Source organism: Peribacillus sp. GL_122 (assembly GCF_057835005.1).
The window spans coordinates 4,754,406-4,775,629 of sequence record NZ_CM174415.1 but is presented as its reverse complement, the minus strand read 5'-3'; the positions used below and the strand labels follow the sequence as shown (position 1 = coordinate 4,775,629).

General features: G+C 41.6%; 19 protein-coding genes. 15 read left to right on the top strand and 4 right to left on the bottom strand.

All coding sequences use genetic code 11. The features are described from left to right. The first annotated feature begins 6 nt into the window (after positions 1-6). Both AC3ISB_RS23130 and pdxR read left to right on the top strand, forming a co-directional pair. Positions 7-1,572, top strand: a complete 1,566-nt coding sequence (locus tag AC3ISB_RS23130; RefSeq protein WP_489274529.1) for a SagB family peptide dehydrogenase — start codon at positions 7-9, stop codon at positions 1,570-1,572. A gap of 206 nt (positions 1,573-1,778) precedes the next feature. Next, positions 1,779-3,209, top strand: coding sequence for a MocR-like pyridoxine biosynthesis transcription factor PdxR (gene pdxR, locus AC3ISB_RS23125; RefSeq protein ID WP_480339582.1), 1,431 nt, complete (start codon positions 1,779-1,781; stop codon positions 3,207-3,209). 92 nt (positions 3,210-3,301) lie between these two features. Here the strand turns inward: pdxR and AC3ISB_RS23120 are convergent, their stop codons facing one another. Next, entirely contained in the window at positions 3,302-3,460 is a 159-nt protein-coding gene (locus AC3ISB_RS23120; protein WP_489274527.1) for a hypothetical protein, read from the bottom strand. A 682-nt stretch (positions 3,461-4,142) separates the two neighbouring features. Here AC3ISB_RS23120 and AC3ISB_RS23115 point away from each other — a divergent pair. Both AC3ISB_RS23115 and AC3ISB_RS23110 read left to right on the top strand, forming a co-directional pair. Then, positions 4,143-4,337, top strand: a complete 195-nt coding sequence (locus AC3ISB_RS23115) for a M48 family metalloprotease (protein ID WP_098373426.1) — start codon at positions 4,143-4,145, stop codon at positions 4,335-4,337. 299 nt (positions 4,338-4,636) lie between these two features. After that, positions 4,637-5,080, top strand: a complete 444-nt coding sequence (locus AC3ISB_RS23110) for a YfmQ family protein (RefSeq protein ID WP_489274525.1) — start codon at positions 4,637-4,639, stop codon at positions 5,078-5,080. Positions 5,081-5,221: 141 nt separating this feature from the next. On the opposite strand, the gene AC3ISB_RS23105 is transcribed toward AC3ISB_RS23110, so the two are convergent. The 3 genes from AC3ISB_RS23105 to AC3ISB_RS23095 all read right to left on the bottom strand — a co-directional run bounded on the left by AC3ISB_RS23105 (position 5,222) and on the right by AC3ISB_RS23095 (position 8,466). Continuing rightward, entirely contained in the window at positions 5,222-6,100 is an 879-nt protein-coding gene (locus AC3ISB_RS23105; RefSeq protein ID WP_286178752.1) for a MurR/RpiR family transcriptional regulator, read from the bottom strand. 106 nt (positions 6,101-6,206) lie between these two features. Next, positions 6,207-6,899, bottom strand: a complete 693-nt coding sequence (locus AC3ISB_RS23100) for an N-acetylmannosamine-6-phosphate 2-epimerase (RefSeq protein WP_480339763.1) — start codon at positions 6,897-6,899, stop codon at positions 6,207-6,209. A gap of 31 nt (positions 6,900-6,930) precedes the next feature. Further along, positions 6,931-8,466 carry a maltose/glucose-specific PTS transporter subunit IIC gene (locus AC3ISB_RS23095; RefSeq protein WP_098373429.1) on the bottom strand — a complete coding sequence of 512 codons (1,536 nt, stop codon included), beginning with the start codon at positions 8,464-8,466 and terminating at the stop codon, positions 6,931-6,933. Between the two features lie 405 nt (positions 8,467-8,871). On the opposite strand from AC3ISB_RS23095, the gene AC3ISB_RS23090 reads away from it, so the two are divergent. The 11 genes from AC3ISB_RS23090 (at position 8,872) to AC3ISB_RS23040 (ending at position 21,097) form a co-directional block, all read left to right on the top strand. After that, positions 8,872-9,177 carry a DUF2294 domain-containing protein gene (locus AC3ISB_RS23090; RefSeq protein ID WP_081113038.1) on the top strand — a complete coding sequence of 102 codons (306 nt, stop codon included), beginning with the start codon at positions 8,872-8,874 and terminating at the stop codon, positions 9,175-9,177. 192 nt (positions 9,178-9,369) lie between these two features. Beyond that, positions 9,370-10,407 carry an ABC transporter substrate-binding protein gene (locus AC3ISB_RS23085; RefSeq protein WP_098373430.1) on the top strand — a complete coding sequence of 346 codons (1,038 nt, stop codon included), beginning with the start codon at positions 9,370-9,372 and terminating at the stop codon, positions 10,405-10,407. Between the two features lie 21 nt (positions 10,408-10,428). Continuing rightward, complete coding sequence (locus AC3ISB_RS23080) at positions 10,429-11,358, top strand: nucleoside hydrolase (protein ID WP_098373431.1); 930 nt, start codon at positions 10,429-10,431, stop codon at positions 11,356-11,358. 24 nt (positions 11,359-11,382) lie between these two features. Continuing rightward, entirely contained in the window at positions 11,383-12,207 is an 825-nt protein-coding gene (locus tag AC3ISB_RS23075; protein WP_076372199.1) for an ABC transporter permease, read from the top strand. 6 nt (positions 12,208-12,213) lie between these two features. Further along, a complete protein-coding gene (locus AC3ISB_RS23070) occupies positions 12,214-13,002 on the top strand; it encodes an ABC transporter permease (protein WP_076372201.1) in 789 nt (262 codons plus the stop codon). Between the two features lie 14 nt (positions 13,003-13,016). Further along, the gene (locus AC3ISB_RS23065) at positions 13,017-14,081 is read left to right on the top strand and encodes an ABC transporter ATP-binding protein (RefSeq protein ID WP_098373432.1); all 1,065 of its coding nucleotides are present in this window, start codon (positions 13,017-13,019) and stop codon (positions 14,079-14,081) included. Positions 14,082-14,097: 16 nt separating this feature from the next. Next, positions 14,098-15,813: an adenine deaminase gene (locus tag AC3ISB_RS23060; RefSeq protein WP_339200839.1), complete on the top strand. Its 1,716-nt coding sequence runs from the start codon at positions 14,098-14,100 to the stop codon at positions 15,811-15,813. A 224-nt stretch (positions 15,814-16,037) separates the two neighbouring features. After that, positions 16,038-16,190 carry a hypothetical protein gene (locus tag AC3ISB_RS23055; protein WP_155726505.1) on the top strand — a complete coding sequence of 51 codons (153 nt, stop codon included), beginning with the start codon at positions 16,038-16,040 and terminating at the stop codon, positions 16,188-16,190. A gap of 695 nt (positions 16,191-16,885) precedes the next feature. Continuing rightward, complete coding sequence (locus AC3ISB_RS23050; protein ID WP_489274521.1) at positions 16,886-18,790, top strand: endonuclease MutS2; 1,905 nt, start codon at positions 16,886-16,888, stop codon at positions 18,788-18,790. Positions 18,791-19,711: 921 nt separating this feature from the next. After that, positions 19,712-20,125, top strand: a complete 414-nt coding sequence (locus AC3ISB_RS23045) for an Rrf2 family transcriptional regulator (RefSeq protein ID WP_098373435.1) — start codon at positions 19,712-19,714, stop codon at positions 20,123-20,125. Between the two features lie 66 nt (positions 20,126-20,191). Continuing rightward, entirely contained in the window at positions 20,192-21,097 is a 906-nt protein-coding gene (locus AC3ISB_RS23040; RefSeq protein WP_489274518.1) for an NAD(P)/FAD-dependent oxidoreductase, read from the top strand. The last annotated feature ends 127 nt before the right edge of the window (positions 21,098-21,224 follow it).

The window sequence follows — 21,224 nt, the reverse complement described above, 5'->3', positions numbered from 1 at the left end:
TGGAGGATGAGTCTAGAGGCATTTTTGCACAATTTGCATTTTGATATCGAAAAGGCAAGTCCGCCAGATTGGGAAGTGGATTGGGATGATGCACCGCTGAAGTATAAGCTTTACCGTGACTTGCCTGTTTTTCCGCTATCACTGGAGGTGCCACTGACGCTAGAGGGGTGCGGCGGGTCTACAAAACAGGACCTTAAAGGAATCGGTCATTTCCTCTGGTATGCATATGGCCTGACCCAAGTCAGTCAGGTACCGAGTTCCTCGGAATCTGAGGAACTCATGCAGTCATTCCGGCGTTTTCCGCCATCAGGGGGAGCTTTGTATCCAAGCGAATTGTACGTGTACTTGAAGATGGAGGGATTACCTGATGGTGTATACCATTATGATGCGGCACACCACCGGCTGGTTTTGCTGCGGGAAGGGAATTTTGATTCATATATAACAAAAGCTTTGGGTGAAAACTTTGATATGTCCGCATGCTTTGGCACGGTTTTTGTATCGACGATGTTTTGGAAAAACTTCTACAAATATAATAACTTTTCATACCGTCTGCAAGGTCTGGATGCAGGCGTGCTTCTTGGACAGTTGCTCGAAGTGGCGAAACGGTTTGGAATCGCCGCCGGGGTGTGCTTCCAATTCCTTGATCGGGCCATCAATCATCTGCTCGGGCTTTCGGAAGAGGAAGAGAGCACGTATGCGGTGATCCCCTTATCGGCAGAACCTTCTTTTAGATTTAGAGAAGAAAGGAGTATGGACCGGCCTGTCACTTCAACGGAATTATTGCCGGAATTGACGGATATTCAGCCTGAACACTATGTTCGGTCGCAAAGGATCAGGGAATTTCCGATGCTAACTAAAATGAATGAAGCATCCATGATCGAATCCACCCAATCATTCCGGCGGATCAATCCAAAGAATGGGGCGAAATCCGAAGGACATATTGTAGCCCTTCCTATCGTGAAGCGGCTGTCCTATGACTTAGCATCAGTTTGCCGGAAGCGATTTTCACCTGAAATGGACTTCGTACTCGGAAAAGTCAGTCAATGGCAGCTGGCTGCTCTCCTGCAGGAGGCAACCGCTTCGTTCTCCTATCGAAATGACTTGGATGGAAAAAACGAGAACAACGAAAATCGCGTTTCAATATATGCATGTTTGTATAATGTGGAAGACATTCAAGATGGTGCATACCATTACGACAGCACGACACATTCATTACAACAGATACAATCAGGAGATCAGCGGCTCCGATTGCAATACGGAATGTCCCTCGATATCATGAATTTTCAGCAAGTGCCGATTTGCATACATGTAGTTGGCGAGCGGGACCATTCCAAAACGCAACTTGGATATAGAGGATACCGCATCCAGCAAATGGAGGCGGGGATGCTCGTTCAGAAATTACTGCTAGCTTCGTCAGCCCTCGGAATGAACGGGCACCCGCTGCTCGGCTTTGATGTGAATATGTGTGATGAACTTTACAGGATAGGCGGTCCGAGGAAAACGAGCCTGATCCAAATCCCGATCGGATACTATCGGGATCGCCCTTGGCTGAAGGGGAGTCTGCATAGTTGAAAAAGATGAAACGAAAGCCTCCATTTCATTTAAGGAAATGGAGGCTTTCGTTTTTATTTTGCAGTACAGCTTTTATCCTAAAAGTGCAATAATCTCGGCTGAAGATTATACTGGAATAAAAGGTTTTACTGCTTTTGGGAATGAATAGGTATATAAAGTTAATAATTTAGTACGCTTTTAACTAAACATTTTAAAGGATGTAGCTTATGGAATGGAAAACTGACAGAAAATCCAAGAAGCCTTTATATAAACAAATAGCGGCTTACATCGAGAATGGCATTGCTGATGGTACATTTTTATTGGATAAGCCGCTACCGTCCGAACGCTTCTTGGCAAGTGAACTGGGAGTTAACAGAAGCACAGTTGTTGCGGCTTATGATGAATTGGAAGCAAATGGACTGGTTGAACGAATCAAAGGTAGCGGCACGATGATCAGCAAGGATATTTGGGGAATTACACGAAAACGTATACCTAGTTGGAATAGATATATCGAAGCGGGTTCTTTTTTGCCCAATATGCCAGTAACCCAAAGAATACGTAAAGAGACGGAAGGGCATAACCTTATTAACTTAGCTAGCGGGGAGCTTTCTGAAGACTTATTTCCAGTCCACTCCTTACGTGAAATCATTTCTAATAGGTCCTTCATTGGTAGTTTGGGTTATGATCACCCTCAAGGCAATGCGGTTTTAAGGGAAACGATAACCAATCATGTTAAACAGTATAGGAGAATTGATACGCATCCATCTTCCATCCTCATTACTTCTGGTGCACAGCAAGCCCTACATCTGGTAGTCCAATGCTTGTTAAAGCCAGGAGATGCCGTTGTTTTGGAAGATCCATCATATAGTTACAACCTTCCCATCTTTCAATCCGCGGGGCTAAGAATTTTTCCTTTACCAGTTGATAAAGATGGCATCAACCCGGAGGATTTACTGGAACTCCATAAAAAACATCGGATCAGGATGATTTTTTTGAACCCTGTATTTCAAAATCCTACAGGAACTGTCCTTCATATCAACCGTCGTAAAAGGATTCTGGAACTTTCATCCGAATATGGAATACCGGTCATCGAAGACGATCCTTATAGTTTAACTTCCTTTGCCGGTGAAGAAATTTCCACTCTTAAATCGATGGACAACAACGGAAACGTTTTATATATAAGCTCTTTGTCAAAAATTGTTGCTTCCGGATTAAGAATTGGGTGGATTATAGGACCGAAACCCGTTATAGAGAGACTATCTGATGCCAAGCAGCAGGTTGACTTCGGCCATGGCTCATTCACTCAATGGATAGCAAATGATTTTTTGGATTCAGAGTATTTTCCTGCCCATATTGCCTACTTAAGGGGGCAACTGGAAAAAAGAAGGGATGCAATAGTTTCGAGTCTTCACGAATTCCTGCATAAAGAAGTTGAGTATTTTTCGCCAAATGGTGGAATTCATTTGTGGTGTAAGCTGAAGGTGCCATTGAACGAAATAAAGTTACTTGAGGAATCCATCAAAAGGGGAGTCATATACGTTCCCGGTTCAACATTAGGTACAAATAAGGAATATGTACGCTTTACTTTTGCAAGGGAAAATGAGGATTCCATTCACGAAGGCATCAAAAGGTTTGCAGAGGCTGTAAAAAGTTTATAATGATATTCTTTCATATTCACGAGAGAGAATCATGATGATTCCATGATTCCAGACTGTAGACAAACTTGTTCGGTTTGCCTGCAGTTTTTTAATTAAAAGGTTCCGGTGATTTCAGAAATCCACTCCCTTTCCGCCGACTGTCTGCCAAGCCTCCTCGGCGTAAGCGCCTGTGGTGTCTCGGCTAGCCAGTAATTCGGCAGGTGTGTCGCAAATTTCTTCAATCCAATAAGTTCGTTACAGGAAAAAAACATGAAGGATAACCTAGTCTTAAACATGGTTCAGAATGAGACCGGCCTGCAGTTGGTTCTTTTAAAAAACGTTCCAGTTGATTGGAACGTAAGGTACGAGACTCCTGCTTAGAAAAGCGCGTCAAAGGGAGACCCCGCAGGCGAGCGCCAAGGAGGCTCCCGGACCGCCCGCGGAAAGCGAGTGCTTGGAGTGGAAATCCACATCTAAATTGTAACCATACCCTAGGAGTTGAAGGTGTTGTTTTGGGTCAGTTGTTTCAGGAACATCATTTAAGTTACGTTTTCCGACCCACTTTTGTCTACTAACTGGAATCATGACAAATTCATGATTCTTTTTTTGTCTTTTTCGAGTAAGCAAGTTAGGTCAGGAGTTGCCACAAGACGTGGTATCTTAGCCATTCCTTCAGAGAAGCTGTGCACCTTTCTATGTAATTAACGGAAGAATTCAGCAAGTGGATGGTGTAAATTTCACTTGATTGGCTGGTCCTAAAATTGGTTGTTCTTTTATTATAGAGAAGTAGGGTTTTCTAATATAATTACGAAGTGCGATCTACCTGGCCTATTTAATTTTGACCTGCCAATTAGGAACGATTTTTTATGTAGTTACACTACGATATACGATGAGAATCGGAATAATTTGAAATGGTTCAAGGAAATAGATAATAATATGGGGAGGCGTTGAATCATGACGATAAGCGTAATATTAGTAGTAGCCATTAGTTTAGTTGCCCTTGTTGGCACCCTTTCGTTAGCGGGGAAGAGTGATAGTGATTATTCTGCGGCAACGAGAGGGAATTTGTTGAACCTTAGTTATATTTATATTGGTCTTGCCCTAATATTAACTGTGGGCATCATTTACTTCGTAATAAAATTAGCCTAAGATATCACGTGAATGATTATTATAAAAGCATATCAAAATGCATAGAAATATAGGCTTAGTTGTATAAAACTCATGTTTTGTACGAGTGATTTACAAGACATACTCTATTTGTAGGAAATTGTGAATTTGTTCACATATGTGGCGGAAATGTGAACGAAAAGAATCTGATTGATACGTGAAAAAATCACCATTGTAAGCTGAGTGAACAATAAGCACGTTAATAGAACGGTCATTTCAAAGCAAACTGACCGCCTCTTTCAATTAAACATTAAATTATAACGTAGCGGAGATGATGAAATATGACAGTGCCTGTATTGATTTTGACAATTATCTTAGGTTTACTTAAATTATTAGTTACCTGCCTTCCAACCGATGCAGTGAATTGGATTCTGAGTAAATTTAAAATGCATTCAGAAATTAGTGGCGCGAATGCAATTGTAACCTTTGATGGAAAACGTTTGGAAGGTGAAGACAAAATTCAAGTAATTAATTATTTTAACGAAGCTAAGTTTTTGAAAAAAATTCATATATTCCCAGGGAACGAGCAATTGTTTTTACATCCAGAGAACAGTGGGATTCCAATAATGATTGATACTAAAAGAGGAAAAAATGATGTTCGATTATTTGTGTACATTTACAACGACCATGTGGATGTAGTCAAACAGTACAAGAATAAAGTAGTTGCGTATAGTCTTCTTTCCGAAAGCCTCCAAGAACGTTCCATGCCAGTAATAGGGATTTAGTTTAAAAGGAACATAAAAATAGACGTCTTTTAAAGTGGACTGCACCCCAATTGTTAGTAACATCTAAACAATTGGAGATGCAGTTTTTTATATGATTCGTGTATGGGTAAGTAAATGTACTTTTTACGGATCGTCCGAAAGTCAGTCATTCTCGGTCAATACCTTCAAAGTCTTTTCCCTGATGCTTATCCTGTTTTTATAATCTTTAGCAACCAACTCTGTATATATTAAATCAAAAAGTAATAGCAGCGGAAGCAATGGAGAGATGTTTTGCCCCATATGCATGCTGTTCTTGCTCGTGACCAATAGCGATATATCGCCAAGCTGTGAGAGCTCGGAATTCTTATCTCCAGTAAAGATCAAGATGCGTGAGCCTTGCTTCTTTGCGATTTTAACTGCAGAAATCACTTCTTTCGTTGTTCCGGAAATGGAAATGCCGATGACAACACTATTCTCGTTACTTAAAGCTGCATCCATCATTGACTGGTGGGGATCTGTAATAGCTTCAACAGTTAAGCCGATACGGAAAAACTTTGACTTGAACTCCTGGGCCGCTATACCTGAACTCCCTATTCCATAAACATGAATCTTAGTTGCCTGTGTAAGGTAAGATACAGCTTTTTGGATATCGTCATATGTGGTTATATGAAAGGTATTATCAATGATACCTAAGTGATCTTGATACAGTTTAGCGAAATAATCCACCTGCTTGATATTCTTCATATTTTTCGGTGTATTTCGGAGATCCACGAACCGTTTTAACTCATGCCTGAACTCATTGAACCCGGAAAAGGCTAGTTTCTGGCAAAAACGCGTAATGGTTGCAGGTGAAATATGAAGCTTTTTAGCTATTTGACTAATGGTTAACTGACTTACTTCTTCAGGGCGCTGCAGAATGTAATTGGCCAATTCTTCTTCTGTTTTGGTGAATTTGTCCATGCTGCACTCAATGCCATATATGAGGTTTTCTGCGAGATATTCCATTTGATCACCCATTTCAAATTTCTTATATGTATTCATAGTTTAATGTATCCATTAGGGACGTCAATAACCTGAGGAACCATGAATCGTAAAAAAGACCCAGACTGTTGCCAGTCTGGGTCTTTTCATTACTATGTGCAACGTTCTATTCTTGGATAGCATCCACGAATCTTTTAGTGATTTGCTGCGGCCTGGTAATGGCACCGCCAACTACTACTGCATGGACATTCATATCCAATACAGAGCGGGCGATTTCCGGTGTTATGACATTTCCTTCCGCGATCACTTTCGCTTTTTTCACTGCTTTTACTATCTCTTTGAGCACTGCATAGTCATCCTGATATATTTTCTGGCCGAACGTTTTGTCCGTATAGCCGTATAAAGTGGGCGCTACAATATCGAATCCTAAATCGTCAGCGAATATGGCTTCCTCAATGGTGGATACATCCGCCATTAGTAAAACATCGGGATATTTTGCTCTTATTTCACCATAAAACTGCTTTAACGTTTTACCGTCCGGTCTTACCCGGGATGTAGCATCCGTCGCAATGATTTCCGCTTTGGTTTCCATCAATGCATCAATTTCGGCCATTGTGGGAGTGATATAGACATCGTTTTGTCCATACACCTGTTTAATGATCCCTATGACTGGAAGGTCCACATTTTTCTTGATTTCCATTATGTCAGCTACAGAGTTTGCGCGAATGCACTTCGCACCGCCTTCTTTGGCAGCAATGGCCATGCGTCCCATAATAAAAGAGCTGTGCAGCGGCTCATTCTCCAATGCTTGACATGATACAATTAAGCTTTTGTGAATTTTATCCAGCACCTGTTGCATGTTTAACACGTCCTTATCGTTATCTATGTTCTCAATGACCCAAGTATTCTTCCACTTCATTTTTGATGATCGTCACTTGGGGACCGTAAACTATTTGAATGCCATTTCCTTTTTTAACGACGCCTTTTGAACCGGTTTGTTTAATGACGTCCTCTTTCACCAATGATTCATCCTTTACCGTGACACGCAGACGGGTTGCACAGCAATCGACTATATCGATATTTTCCTGTCCGCCTAAACCATTGACGATGGTCTGGGTTCTCTCTGATGCGGTTACTTGTGTAACGGCGGCCTGTTCATCATCTTCACGGCCGACCACTTTCAAATTCTTCTTCCTGATCAAGAATTTAAAAGTGAAGTAGTATAGGAAAAACCATGGAATACCGACGAGCAGTACATAAATCCAGTTTGTTTTACTGATACCCTGGAGTATCCCGAATAAAGTAAAATCAATAAATCCTCCAGAAAAGGTTTGACCGATCGTTATATTGAATATATCTGCCATCATGAAGGCAAGTCCGTCAAACAAGGCATGAAAAACATAAAGGATCGGGGCGACAAATAAGAAACTGAATTCAAGCGGTTCGGTGATGCCTGTTAAGAAAGAGGTCAAGGCAGCTGAAAGAAGCAAGCCGGCCACGACTTTCTTATTTTTAGGTTTAGCGCAGTGATAAATGGCCAGTGCAGCGCCGGGTAAACCAAACATCATCGTGATGAACCGTCCGGACATGAACCGGGAAACACCCTCATAGTACTTGACGGTAGTCGGGTCGGCCAATTGCGCAAAGAAGATATTCTGGGTCCCGCTGACAATCTGCCCTTTAATCTCCATCGTTCCGCCTAAAGCTGTTTGCCAGAAGGGAAGGTAGAAAATGTGGTGCAACCCTAACGGCCCGAGCATTCGTAATATGAATCCGTAAAAGAAAGTCCCGATCGTACCTGTGCTCGTTACCAGCGCACCTAATTGGTTTATGAAAAGTTGGAAATAAGGCCATACGATAAAAAGCACGGCTCCAACCAAGATGGACGCGAAGGAAACGATGATCGGAATGAAACGGGAACCACCGAAAAACCCTAAAACTTGCGGAAGCTGAATTTTATTATATTTATTGTGCAAAAGTGCGGCAACGATACCTACTACGATACCGCCAAACACACCGGTCTCCAGTGTTTGGATCCCGACCGCCATTCCCTGTCCGGCACCTGCCAAATTCTCTTTGGCAAGTTCCCCGTTTATTTGAAGCAGTGCATTTATTGAACTGTTCATGACGAAGTAGCCGATCATGGCTGCCAGTGCAGCGGTCCCTTTATCCGAACGTGCCAGTCCTACTGCAACACCTACGGCAAAAATGACCGGCAAGTTGCCGAATACGATGCTTCCTGCAGAACTCATGATCGTGAAAATGGCCTGCAGCCAAGCAAAGTCTAAAAAAGGATAGGCCTCAACTGTATTTGGATTGGAAAGAGCACCGCCAATTCCCAGCAATAAACCGGCCGCTGGCAAAACGGCAATCGGGAGCATAAAAGATTTACCGAACTGTTGCGCTTTCTCAAAAGCTTTCTTCATAATAATTCCTCCCTCATTTAACGAGCCTTTGATACTCTCTATTTTTAATCGCTCTATACTAACTATATTAAATCCAGATGATAGCGTTTTCAATGCGATGCAAGGTTATATCAATTGTTTTCAATCCTGCGCTTATTTCTCTGAAAAAGTTTTCATTAATAGAAGTGCTGGATCGGATATAAAGTTATATAAATATATTGAAATCCCCATATGCTTATTTTTATAATTCGTGTATTGGTCAGTAAATGTACTATTTAATTAAAAAAAACATTTTTTTTGTGTGAAATCCGAATATTATCTTGTGCAATTAAAAAAAAGTATATATAATTACCTCAAACGATAGTTTGGCAGGTGATAGTCATCTTACCGATAAACTCTAACGAAACGAAGAAATTGCTTTCTCATATGTATAATGAGGTATCGAAGGAATTGTTCGGCTTTGGTACGACGCTGCTGAAGGTTACTGTTGAGCAGAATGTGATTACATTCCAGGCCAAACATCGACGTGCCCCGCGCTCTGAAGCTTTAGAAGGGGAAGTTCCCAGCCTGAAGCAGGAGGTTGACTTCCATATGTCCCTGCTTTATAAAAAGAAATTGAAACAAAAGCTGGAAACGCAAACAAATTGGGATATTGAAGCTGTCCTGAGGGATTATGACTCAGCGACGCAGCTGGCATTCACCAATATTGTATTGAAGGAAAAAATTATATAATCATATAAATGGATTTCCCTTCGGATTTATCTGAAGGGAACGCCACTAGAGAGCCAAATGATAAGTTTTATCTTTGTTTACAAAGAAAAGACAATCTTGGGTAGAATTTCAATTCTATTTAAGATTGTCTTTTTTTACATTTATATCAGTAAAAAGGAAATTTTAAACAATATAAAATTGGAGGTTTGAATGATGAAAAAAATATTGATGATGTTATCGCTTTTCACATTAGTTTTAGCTGCATGCTCTTCAAAAGAGGATGGAAAGGAAAAACCAGCCAAATTAGTCGTTTCCACTTGGGGATTCGCCGATGATTTCTTCCGTCCGGAAGTCTATGAGCCATTTGAAAAGGAGCACAATGTCGAGATTGTCGTTGATTCAGGAAATAATGCAGATCGATTGAACAAAGTACGCCAAGCGAATAGCGATGTGGATGTTATCTATTTATCTGATTACTATGCACAGCAGGGCATCGATGAAGGGTTATTTGAGAAAATTGACGATAGCAAAATTCCGAATATTGATAATATATACGACAAAGCAAAAGCGCCGAATGGCGATGACTTTGGACCAGCCTATACGATTGCACAATTTGGCATTGCCTATAATCCTGATGAAGTGAGTAAACCGATCACCTCTTGGAAAGATCTTTGGAGCAAGGATTTGGCAGGGAAGATCACAATCCCATCCATCACTTCAACAACTGGACCGATGTTTTTGGATGCCGCTTCAAAAGTTAGCGGAAGTGAAGAGTTCAATGAAGATAAAGCCTTCGATCAAATGAAAAAGATCATGCCGAATGCGGTTAAGGAATATGGACAAACATCAGAGTTCGTCAACATGTTCTCGCAAGGGGAAATCGCTGCAGGCCCGATCATGGAAATGTATTTTGGTGATTTACAGGAAGCCGTTCCTAATGCTAAGTTCATTTCCCCTGAAGAAGGCGGCTACGCAGTGATGAATACGGTGAATATTGTTAAAGCCAGCGATCAAAAAGAATTAGCCGGCGAATTCATGAATTACATCTTAAGCAAGGAAGTTCAGGAAAAATCAGCGAAAGCGAAAGTGGATTCTCCTGTCAATACGGAAGTCAAGCTCTCTGAAACGGAAGCGAAAGGCTTAACCTATGGAGATGACGTCATTAACAGTCTGCGTGTATTGGACATGAAGTTTGTAAATGAAGACTCTAAACAATGGATTGATCGTTGGAACCGTGAACTTACACACTAAGAAAGAAACGAGGTGTGCTTGATGAAGAGAAAAATGATTCTTGATGTGGATACGGGAATAGATGATGCGATCGGGATCATTCTTGCTGTTAAAAGCCGTCAATTCGACATATTGGCGGTAACAACGGTGAACGGGAATGTATCGCTTGATACGGCCACATTGAATACATGCAAAATATTGGATTTATTGAGTGAACAGGACATTTCAGTCATAAAAGGGGCCGATAGCCCAATTATCAGGAGCCCCTATTTTGAACACCGGATCCATGGCGAAGACGGGATTGGCGGAGCCTTGAAGGATGTGCCAGTCAAAAAGCAGCCTGATGATGGATTTGCTTCTGATTTCATCATCAATTCCATTTTGAATTTTCCTGGTGAAGTGACGCTTGTCATGACGGGACCTCTTACGAATTTGGCCTTAGCGGTGAAAAAATGTCCGCAAATCACCAAGCTCGTTAAAGAAGTCATTTTCATGGGCGGAGTTGTTCAAGGGGTTGGCAATGTCACGCCAACCTCCGAATATAACACTTATGTCGATCCTGAAGCAGCCAAAATCGTTTTACAGGCGGGATTCACATCCATCACGCAAGTTGGTCTTGATGTCACGAGAAAGGTTTTATTGGGTGAAGAGCATATCCAATTGATTCAAAACGATGCACTTGCTGACTATATAAGGGAAAGTACATCAGATTATCGGAAAAGGTATTTTGAACGTAACGGTATATGGGCCTGTGCGATGCATGATCCATTGGCTGTTGCCATTGCTTTGCAAGAAGATCTTGTCACCAGAGAAGAATATTATGTGGATGTGGAAACAAAGAGTGAGCTTTGTGACGGACAGATGGTTTGCGACTTTCAAAATAGGCTGATGAAGCCGCCAAATGCGCATGTTTGTCTGGATGTCGATGCGGAAGCGTTTTTCGACCTGTTTATTCGCATAATCAATTCATAAATAATACGAACAGGGGGTTCCGAGGTGAAAAAACGCTATCTATACCTGTTGCTGTTTCCAGGCGTTCTATTTTTAACGATTTTCATGATCATTCCGATCCTAATGACGATTGGCACGACATTTTTTAATGAAAACGGCGGCTTTTCCATACAAGGATATCTCGATTTTTTCCAAGATCGATACTTTATTGAAATTCTGCTGACGACACTTAGGGTGAGTCTGTTCACGACAATCATTTGCATTCTATTAGGATTTCCAGCAGCTTATTATATTTCAAAACTGAAACAACGAAAAAAAGCCATCATGCTTTTGCTGACGATCTTCCCGCTATTGACAAGTCCTGTGGTCCGCTCATTCAGCTGGATGGTGATTATCGGTAAAAACGGTGTGGTGAATAAATTGCTCATGGGCATGGGATTGATTGAAAAGCCGCTTGATATTTTATACACGCCTACGGCCATCATCATCGGATTGGTCCATTTATTCCTGCCATTGATCATCGTAACGCTGGTGGGTGTGATGGAGAACATCGAGACTGACTTATTAAAAGCGGCGGAGAGCCTTGGAGCATCAAGGTTGGCAGTATTCTCGAAAGTGGTCATCCCGCTTTCGGTTCCAGGTTTGGTCATTGGCAGCATCCTTGTTTTTGTAGGGAGCTTCACTGCCTATACAACGCCTGCTTTATTAGGCGGGAAACAGCGGGTCATTTCGACATTTCTTTATCAAAACGCGATTACATTGAACGAATGGCAAGTGGCATCGATTGTCGCTACCATAATGATTGCGGTGACCGTCCTTATCATATCGATCATGAATGGTTTGGCAAAAAAATTAAATCCAAAGGGGTAGAGGTGTATGCAGGAAAAAAATCGAGGATTGGCCCTGTTTACTCTCCTGGTGTTCCTTTTTTTACTAGGGCCTTTGCTTATCATATCCGTTACGTCATTTGAAGGCGGAAATATTTTGAAGTTCCCGCCAGAAGAGTTTTCTTTAAGATGGTATGAAAATATTTTTAATGTGGAAATGTTTTTGGTCGCTTTTAAAACGTCCATCCTTGTTTCACTGGCAGGAAACCTTTTGGCACTGTTACTGGGAGTGCCGGCTGCCTATGCATTAAGCCGATTCGATTTCAAAGGGAAAAGCGTGATTAATGCATTTTTCGTTTCTCCCATATTAATACCGGGAATTGTGCTTGGCTTTGCGTTTTTACGTTATATTGTGGGGACTTATCAGCTTCCGATTTATGCGGCCCTGTTTGTGGGACATACTGTTATCATGCTGCCGTTCATCATCCGCGTGATCTCTTCAAGCTTATCAAACTTTGACTTTTCCATTGAAGAAGCGGCGGAGAGTCTCGGAGCCAGTAAATTGGGCACATTCTTTACAGTCGTCCTTCCGAATATAAAATCAGGAATTCTTGCGGCAGTCATGATCGCCTTCTTGGAATCCTTCAATAATGTAGACATTTCAGTTTATATGACAGGCCCTGGGGTAAGTACGTTTCCGATTCAGATGCTGACGTATGTGGAGAACTATTTCGATCCTACCATTTCGGCCATTTCCGTATTACTCATGTTCATAACGGCTTTCTTCATGTTTATAGTAGAACGGCTCATGGGATTGTCTTATTTCACAAAACGATAAGGAGGTAATGATGGATGGCTTTATTCACTTTACAAGATATATCTGTAGCATATAACAAACAGAATATATTAAAAGATTTCAATCTTGAGATTGAAAAAGGGAAACTGGTATCCCTTCTTGGCCCGAGCGGCTGTGGGAAAACGACGACCCTGCGTTTAATTGCCGGGTTTTTACAGGCGAACGAAGGGAAGTTTTTATTCAAGGAAAAGGACTATACGAAAGTGCCCGTCAACAAGCGGAATTTTGGCTTTGTGTTCCAAAACTATGCATTATTTCCGCATTTGTCGATATTCGATAATATTGCATTCGGTCTTCGTCTGAGAAAGAATTCTAAAAGTGAAATTGAAAAAAAAGTAATGAATGTACTCGAAATCGTTAATTTAAAAGGGTTTGAAAAGAGATATCCCCAAGAGCTTTCCGGAGGGCAAAAGCAGCGGGTTGCGATTGCCAGGGCGCTGGTGATTGAACCGGACATCCTATTATTTGACGAGCCATTGAGCAATCTTGATGCCAACTTAAGGGTGAATATGAGGGTCGAGATTCGCCGTATCCAACAAGAGCTGGGGATTACAACGGTATATGTTTCCCATGACCAGGAAGAATGCTTTTCGATATCCGACCAGGTGGCGATCATGAATAAAGGGATCATAGAGCAGCTTAGTGATCCTGCGACCATTTACAAATATCCTGAAACCAAATTTGTCGCAGACTTCATCGGCTTCAAGAACTTCATTGACTTCGATAAGCGGACAGATCATCAAGGTAAAATTGAACTGAACAAATCCGGATACTCATTTGTGCTGCACAAGGATGCACAAATGACCAATACAACGGGAAAAATAGGCGCCATCAGGCCGGACGATCTGTTGATCAGGGAAAAAGATAACACTGGAGCTGTTCAGGAAAATAGTTTATCTGGCCGGGTTAAGGTAAGTACCTATCTGGGAAGAAGCTATCAATATGTCGTTGAAACTCCAATAGGGGATTTCACCGTGAACAAGGAAATGGCGGAATCCTATCGGACGGGTCAGGAAATCATCCTTGAAATTCCGAAAAACCAGATGGTGCTTGTTGACTAGCTTAGGAGGGTAAGTTATGCGAATGGATATGCTTGTAAGAGATATCAACGTGTTTAACAGCTATTTTAAAAGATTTATTAAAGGGAATGCAGCCATCAAGGATGGAAAGTTCTATTATATTGGAGACCGGGAATTGGATGCCTTCGATGTAGATCGAATCGTCGATGGGCAAGGGAAGTATATGGTTCCAGGCCTGATCGATATCCATCTCCACATTGAAAGTACGATGGTGACGCCTGCGACTTTTTCCTACGGGTTAATCAAGAATGGCGTGACGACGATCGTGCCGGAACCGCATGAAATGGCCAATGTTTTCGGAATTTCCGGTGTGAAGGAAATGATCAAAGCTAGTAAAGATTGCGTAGCGGATATGTTTTATGCCATCCCGAGTTCCGTTCCTGCCACATCGATGGAAACAACAGGCGGTTCTATCGAAATAGATGATATAGATGAATTGATGCAAACGGAGGACATTAAATGTCTCGGCGAGATCATGAATTACTATGAGGTCATAACCGACCCGGATTGCAAAACGAATAAGATTTTGTCCCATATCCGTTCCCGTTATCCAGATCTGATCATAGAGGGGCACGTTCCAAAGCTGCTCGACTTGGACTTGCAGAAGATTGTTTATGCCGGAGTGAATTCAGATCATACACACCAGACCGTGGAAGGGATGGATGCGAGGATCGCTGCCGGAATGTTCATTGAAATTCAAGAAAAATCAATGACTGAAGAAGTGATAGATTACTTGAAGGAAAATCAGGTGGATGAGCATTTCTGCTTTATCACCGATGATGTCATGACGGACTCTTTCCAAAACAGAGGACATCTGAATGTCCTTTTAAAGAAAGCCATTCAAATGGGGATGACTCCGGAAAAAGCCATTTATGCATGCACCTATACACCTGCACAGCGGATGAGGATGTATGATCGGGGCGCCATTGCACCTGGAAAAACGGCAGATTTCCTGCTGCTATCGGACTTGGAAACATTTGAAATCGAACAAGTATACAAAAAAGGTGAGCTTGTTTATGAATCTTCACGGCCATACGTGCAAGAAGTGAAAGAAAGACAATTTCCTGGGCATTTCTATCAAAGTGTGAAGCTAGCCGAACTTACGGAAAACGATTTTACCATCACAATCCCGGATATGCTTGAACGCAGCAAGTGCCGGATCATAAACGTGCAGAATGGTTCTACTTTCACATCTGAAACCCATGATCGCCTAGATGGGAAGAATGGTCAATTATGCTGGGAAGAAAGCCCTTATGGCTTAATCGCCACATTCGAACGATATGGGAAAAACGGTAATCGGGCCCACGGGTTGATCACCGGCGATGTCTTGAAGCGTGGAGCGGTAGCCACAACCTATTCGCATGATAACCATAATCTTTTGGTGATTGGCCATAATAAGCAGGATATGATGATTGCCGCTAACGAAGTCATAAGGAAGCAAGGCGGAGTCTGCTGTGTTGAAGACGGCAAGGTCCTATCCATGATTCCTCTTCCGGTAGGGGGAATCCTTTCCGAAGAGCCAATGGACATCGTATCAAGGCAGGTTCAGCACCTGACAGATGCACTTAAATCGTTAGGCTACGAACATTATAATGTCATCATGTCCTTAAGCACCTTATCACTTCCTGTCAGCCCGGCCCTGAAAATAACCGACCATGGATTGATCAACGTGAATGAAGGGAAAACAGTCCCTCTCATAATGAGTGAAGCTTAAACCGCAAAGGGGATTATCCAATGGATAATCCCCTATTTTTAATGGCTAAACAGGCGTCAAATGTTAGCTGCACTTGTAAGAAGCACACTCTCTTATCGTATTTCATTTTCATATAATTACCATATTGGGAAAAATGTGATAAAATAGAGGGACAACTGAGGATAGAGTGGTAGGTCACAGTTTTGCTTTTCCATCTAATGATTGATGGGGAAGGAGGTGGCCGCATGATTCATTTCTTATTGAACTTAATTACTGATATGGGTAAAGAGATATTTGTTGCTGTAGCAACCAGTCTTATCCTGTCTGTGTTCGCCAAGAAACGGAAAAAGAACCACTCATCCTCCCAAGATGGCAATGGTTCTTCTTCTGACGATTAATTAAGTTAGTTGTGACCAACCACTCTTGCTAGTTGTCAGCCTCATGTTAGCGCATGGGGCTGTTTTCAGTTTATGTTAATATAAGGATAACATACCCCCATTTTAAAGTAAATATTCAGACACTGAAATGGGAGTTACTTATCATTTAAAATCATGGGCTTGGCGCATTTTTGTTTTCTTGAATGGAGTGATCCATTGATCGACTCTTTTAATGAATTATACAACTTTGGAGAACGCAAAAAATAAATTGACTCTTTCTTACTGATATGGTATGTTAATTCCAATCTAAGAAAAGGTGTGGTGTTTTATGTCGGGAGTAGGTATCAACTAATTTAGTTGAATAAGGTATTTAATCACTGATATGTCAGTGGATTAAGTATGCCTTTTTTCACAGTGCAATTCTGCATTGTGAATACCTACCTTAAGACTGCTTCCTTTTCCATAAATCGTGTAACATGCAGGTGTTACGGCGAAAAGCATGGTGGGATTTGTCCTATCATGCTTTTTTGTGTACGCAGGTCTATTCGAGCTGCCCAATTTGTTATCGATTTTAGGTACTTATCTATAGATAAGGCCGTGCCCGCAGGAGCTTTCTACTCAAATGGCTTGTTCATTTGTAAAGGTAGGGGGACCATTGCGGGCATTTTTTGGATTCGGGAATTTTAATCACTCACTCATTCAAGGAGGATCATTAGATGAATACAATGACTTATGAAAAATTACAATATATCCAACTCAAGGAAATGGTGAAAAACCATTGCGTAAGCGGTTTAGGAAAAGCGTTATTGGATCAGCTTAAGCCGAGCAGCACTTTGAAAGTCGTAAAAAATCGTTTGAACGAGACAACGGAGGCAAGGAACTTACTGAATGCGGAAAGCCATATTCCCTTGAAAGGCATTTCACATATTGGACTCCATATCGACAAACTGGAAAAAGGAATGATCTTGGAGCCGTCAGAGTTAGTGGCGATAGCAGACTTCTTAAGAGGCTGCAGGAATATCAAGAAATTCATGACCGATAAAGAGTTCTTTGCACCAACACTGCATTCCTATGCCCGCTCCATGACTGAATTCAGGAGCATTGAAGAAGAAATCCAATTCACTATAAAAGGAAATGCTGTCGTTTCCGAAGCAAGCAGGGACCTGAAACGGATCAGGAACCAAATCATCAAGACAGAAAGCAAAATAGAGGAACGGCTGAATAAGTTCTTGAAGAGCGGAGCCAATAAAGAGTTCATTCAGGAATTTTTTATCAGTAAAAAGGATGATCGTTACACCATCCCGATCAAAGCCTCCTATAAAAATCAAGTGGCCGGAACGATCGTGGAAGTATCTGCAAAAGGGGCTACCGTGTTCATCGAACCTGCTTCGGTGACGAAATTGAATGTAGAATTGGCCAGTTTAAAAGCGGAGGAATCGATGGAAGAGTATCAACTTTTGGCCACATTATCAGGAACGGTCTTCGAACAGCTGAAACCGATCAAGATAAACATCGAGTTAATCAGTCAATATGACATGATCTTCGCAAAAGCAAAGTTCAGTAAAAGCATGGATGCCATCGAACCGAAAATCAATGATCATGGCTATATTCAATTAAAGGGCTGTAAACATCCCCTTTTACCTCAGGACAGCGTACCTTTGGATTTTGAAATCGGTAAGGACTATCGCAGCTTGATTATTACAGGCCCTAATGCCGGGGGTAAAACAGTCGTCCTGAAAACGATCGGCATCCTTACATTGGCCGTCATGTCAGGGCTGCATGTTGCCGGGAAAGAAGGGACGGAGCTTGCCGTCTTCGATCAGGTTTTCGTCGATATCGGTGATAATCAAAGCATCGAAAATGCACTGAGCACGTTTTCATCGCATATGAAAAACATCTCGGAAATCATGGGGGAATTAACCAATAACTCCTTACTGCTGTTCGATGAAATCGGGAGCGGAACGGAACCGAATGAAGGAGCCGCATTGGCGATCGCCATCCTTGAGGAATTTTATCAGAGGGGCTGCATAACCGTTGCGACAACCCATTATGGTGAAATCAAGCGCTATTCGGAAATACACAGTGATTTCATGAATGCAGCCATGCAATTCAACAGTGAAACACTTGAGCCAAAATACAAGCTGTTGATCGGCCAATCCGGGGAAAGCAATGCCCTCTGGATAGCCCAAAAAATGAATGTCCGTGAAAAGGTTCTGCAAAAGGCAAAGCTCTATATCGACAATAAAGACTACGACTTGGAGCGTGTCCAGGAAAGTAAAATCAAAAAAGCGAAGCCAACGGCCATTCCTAAGGAAGCATCTTATGAATATGAAGTCGGTGACAAAGTGAAGGTAAGCGAACTGAATGGATATGCAATCGTTTATAAGAAAAAGGATTCATACAATAATGTCGTCGTTCTTTTCGAAGATACCTTCAAGGAGGTTCATGCCAATAGGCTCGAGCTTGAAATAAAGGCCGTCGATTTATATCCTGAAGGCTATGATCTCAATACTTTATTTGTCAGCTATAAAGAAAGGAAATTGAACCATGACCTTGAAAGGGGATCGAAAAAGGCATTAAAGAACGTAGCAGCGGATATCCGGAAGAAGCTTGGTGAATAAAAAGAGTTGGATTTTAAACGGGAAAAACCAAATCCTGATGATTTATGAAATTGTAATATAGCGGTTGTGATAACCGTGTTCCACCAAAAAAAGTTAGACATCGGCAGGGTATGAGTTCTGTTTTAACAGGGCTCATACTTTTTTTGCCTTACTTTCTCGTGTGGAGAATGAGGATTAGGCTTTAGACGCAGATATGAAAGGCATTAAACATTCAAAAAATGTAAAGAAGGAGTTTTAATAGTAATCAAGTTTAATGGTTTATTCAAAAAACGAGAACAACAAAATTAGAGATGAACGATAAAATAAGAAAGGGATACATACAACATCTCGAAATAAGGTTGTTACTATCACCTAAATATTTAGCTTCTTACATTTTTGGAATGATCAAACATCTTTAAAATAAAAATTGCACTTAGAAAAAGTACTGGAATTCCTACAACAAAGTAATAAATACCTTTGGGCATATACATATCAAAGAAATATAAAAATAATACTACCCAGATAAATAGGACAATAAATTTTTTTGATTTTTTCATTATTAATCAATCATCCTTTGAATTTAATAAAAATCTATCCAATCAAAGCAAAGCCGATTACTCCGTTAAGGTTAAACACCCAAATACCTAGAATGAAAATTACAGTTTGCTAATCCTTGTTTCCAAAATAAACTATTTTTTTAGTCGGTGGGTTCCAAAAATGACCAGTACAATTTCAGAAATGATACGGCCCCTGTTTAGAGGGAGCGTTGTCGTCGTTACTTTCTCGTGTGGATCGTTACCAGTCAAATTATTTCAAGAAAAGATTTCGGCAGTATGATCATCGTTAGGTGAGGTGAAAAAAGTTTGCGGTTTTTCGTAGCTTGAGTTACAATCAATTACGGATATTAAAAGTCTGTAATAGTTTTAATTATGAGGTGCATCAATGAAGTATTCAAAGGCAACCAATTATGCACTACATACAATGGTGCATTTAACAATGGAACCAAAAGGTCAGGCGGTAAGCGTGGATCAGCTGGCGTACATGCAGGATTTGTCCCCGACGTACTTGTCGAAGATTTTGACGAAGCTTGTGAAGGCTGGATTAATTGAATCAGTGCCAGGGGCAAAAGGCGGCTACAGTATTTCACGCCGCGCGCAGGACATTTCGTTTCTGGATGTTATTGAAGCGGTGGAGGGACAGTCGGTGCTTTTCAACTGTGCGTTTGACCATGAAGAAAGCGAGTGTTTAATTGAGCGCGTGATGATCGAGGCGGAAGGCAACATGAAGAAAGAACTGGCTGGACGAACGATTCAAAGCATTGCGGAGCAGCGTCAGGAAACAAAAAAAGAAAAATAAATTTTTTTACACAAATTAAGGACATTAAGGGTCTTTAATAGATTTTATAAAGAAGGAGTGTTTTATGTGTTGGATTGTGTAATTGTTGGTGGAGGACCTGCAGGACTGAATGCCGCATTGGTCATGGGGCGTGCTGGACGGAAAACAATTTTGTTTGATGAGGATAAACCCCGTAACCGGGTGACGCAGGAGTCGCACGGATTTATCACACAGGATGGGGTAAAGCCGTCAGAGTTCAAGAAGCGGGCAAGAACGGATGTCCAAAAATATCCGTCCGTCTCCATTAAGGAGGAGCGGGTGGAGATTATTGAAAAATCCAGTGGTGTGTTCCGAATTCAAACGAAAGGCGGAACGGATTACATGGCGAAAAAAGTGCTTCTCGCAACAGGTCTTCGGGATGTTTTGCCGGAGATTCCAGGCATACAGAATGTATACGGAACGAGTGTTTTCAGCTGTCCGTTTTGTGATGGCTGGGAAATGCGGGGCCAAGCATTGGCGGTGATTGCAGAAAATGAACGGGCTTTTCATATGGGAAAACTGCTGTCAAACTGGAGCGGTGATGTAATTGTGTTTACAAATGGCTATCAGGTGCTTGATGAGGAGAAGGATATCTTTGCTAGGCAGCACGTAACAGTCGTGGAAGAAAAGATTGAAAGTCTTAAATCGAAAGGAGGGAAGCTGACATCGATCCGGCTGCAAAACGGACAGGAAATCAAAAGGGAGGCAGGGATTGTGGTCACAGAATTGGTGCAGTCTGCTCCTTTTGCGGAACAGCTCGGCTGCGAGATCACTCCAAACGGCGGGATTAAAGTGGATTCATTTGGACGAACAACGCTTGAAGGAGTATATGCATGCGGAGATACATCACTCAGCACGCCTTCTCAGCTGGTGATTGCGGCGGCGGAGGGCAATAAAGCGGCGGCTGGAGTCATCATGGATTTAGTTGAAGCTGCATTTCTTTTGGAGGCATAAAATCCTTGATTGCATAAGAGTATTTTTCAAAAGAAAAAGATCTTTTCGTAAAGATTGTTGTTTTTAAAACGAAACTATTTAAGGTTGATTGGAGCGGAAGTGCGAGACTCCTGCGGGAGCAGCGGGA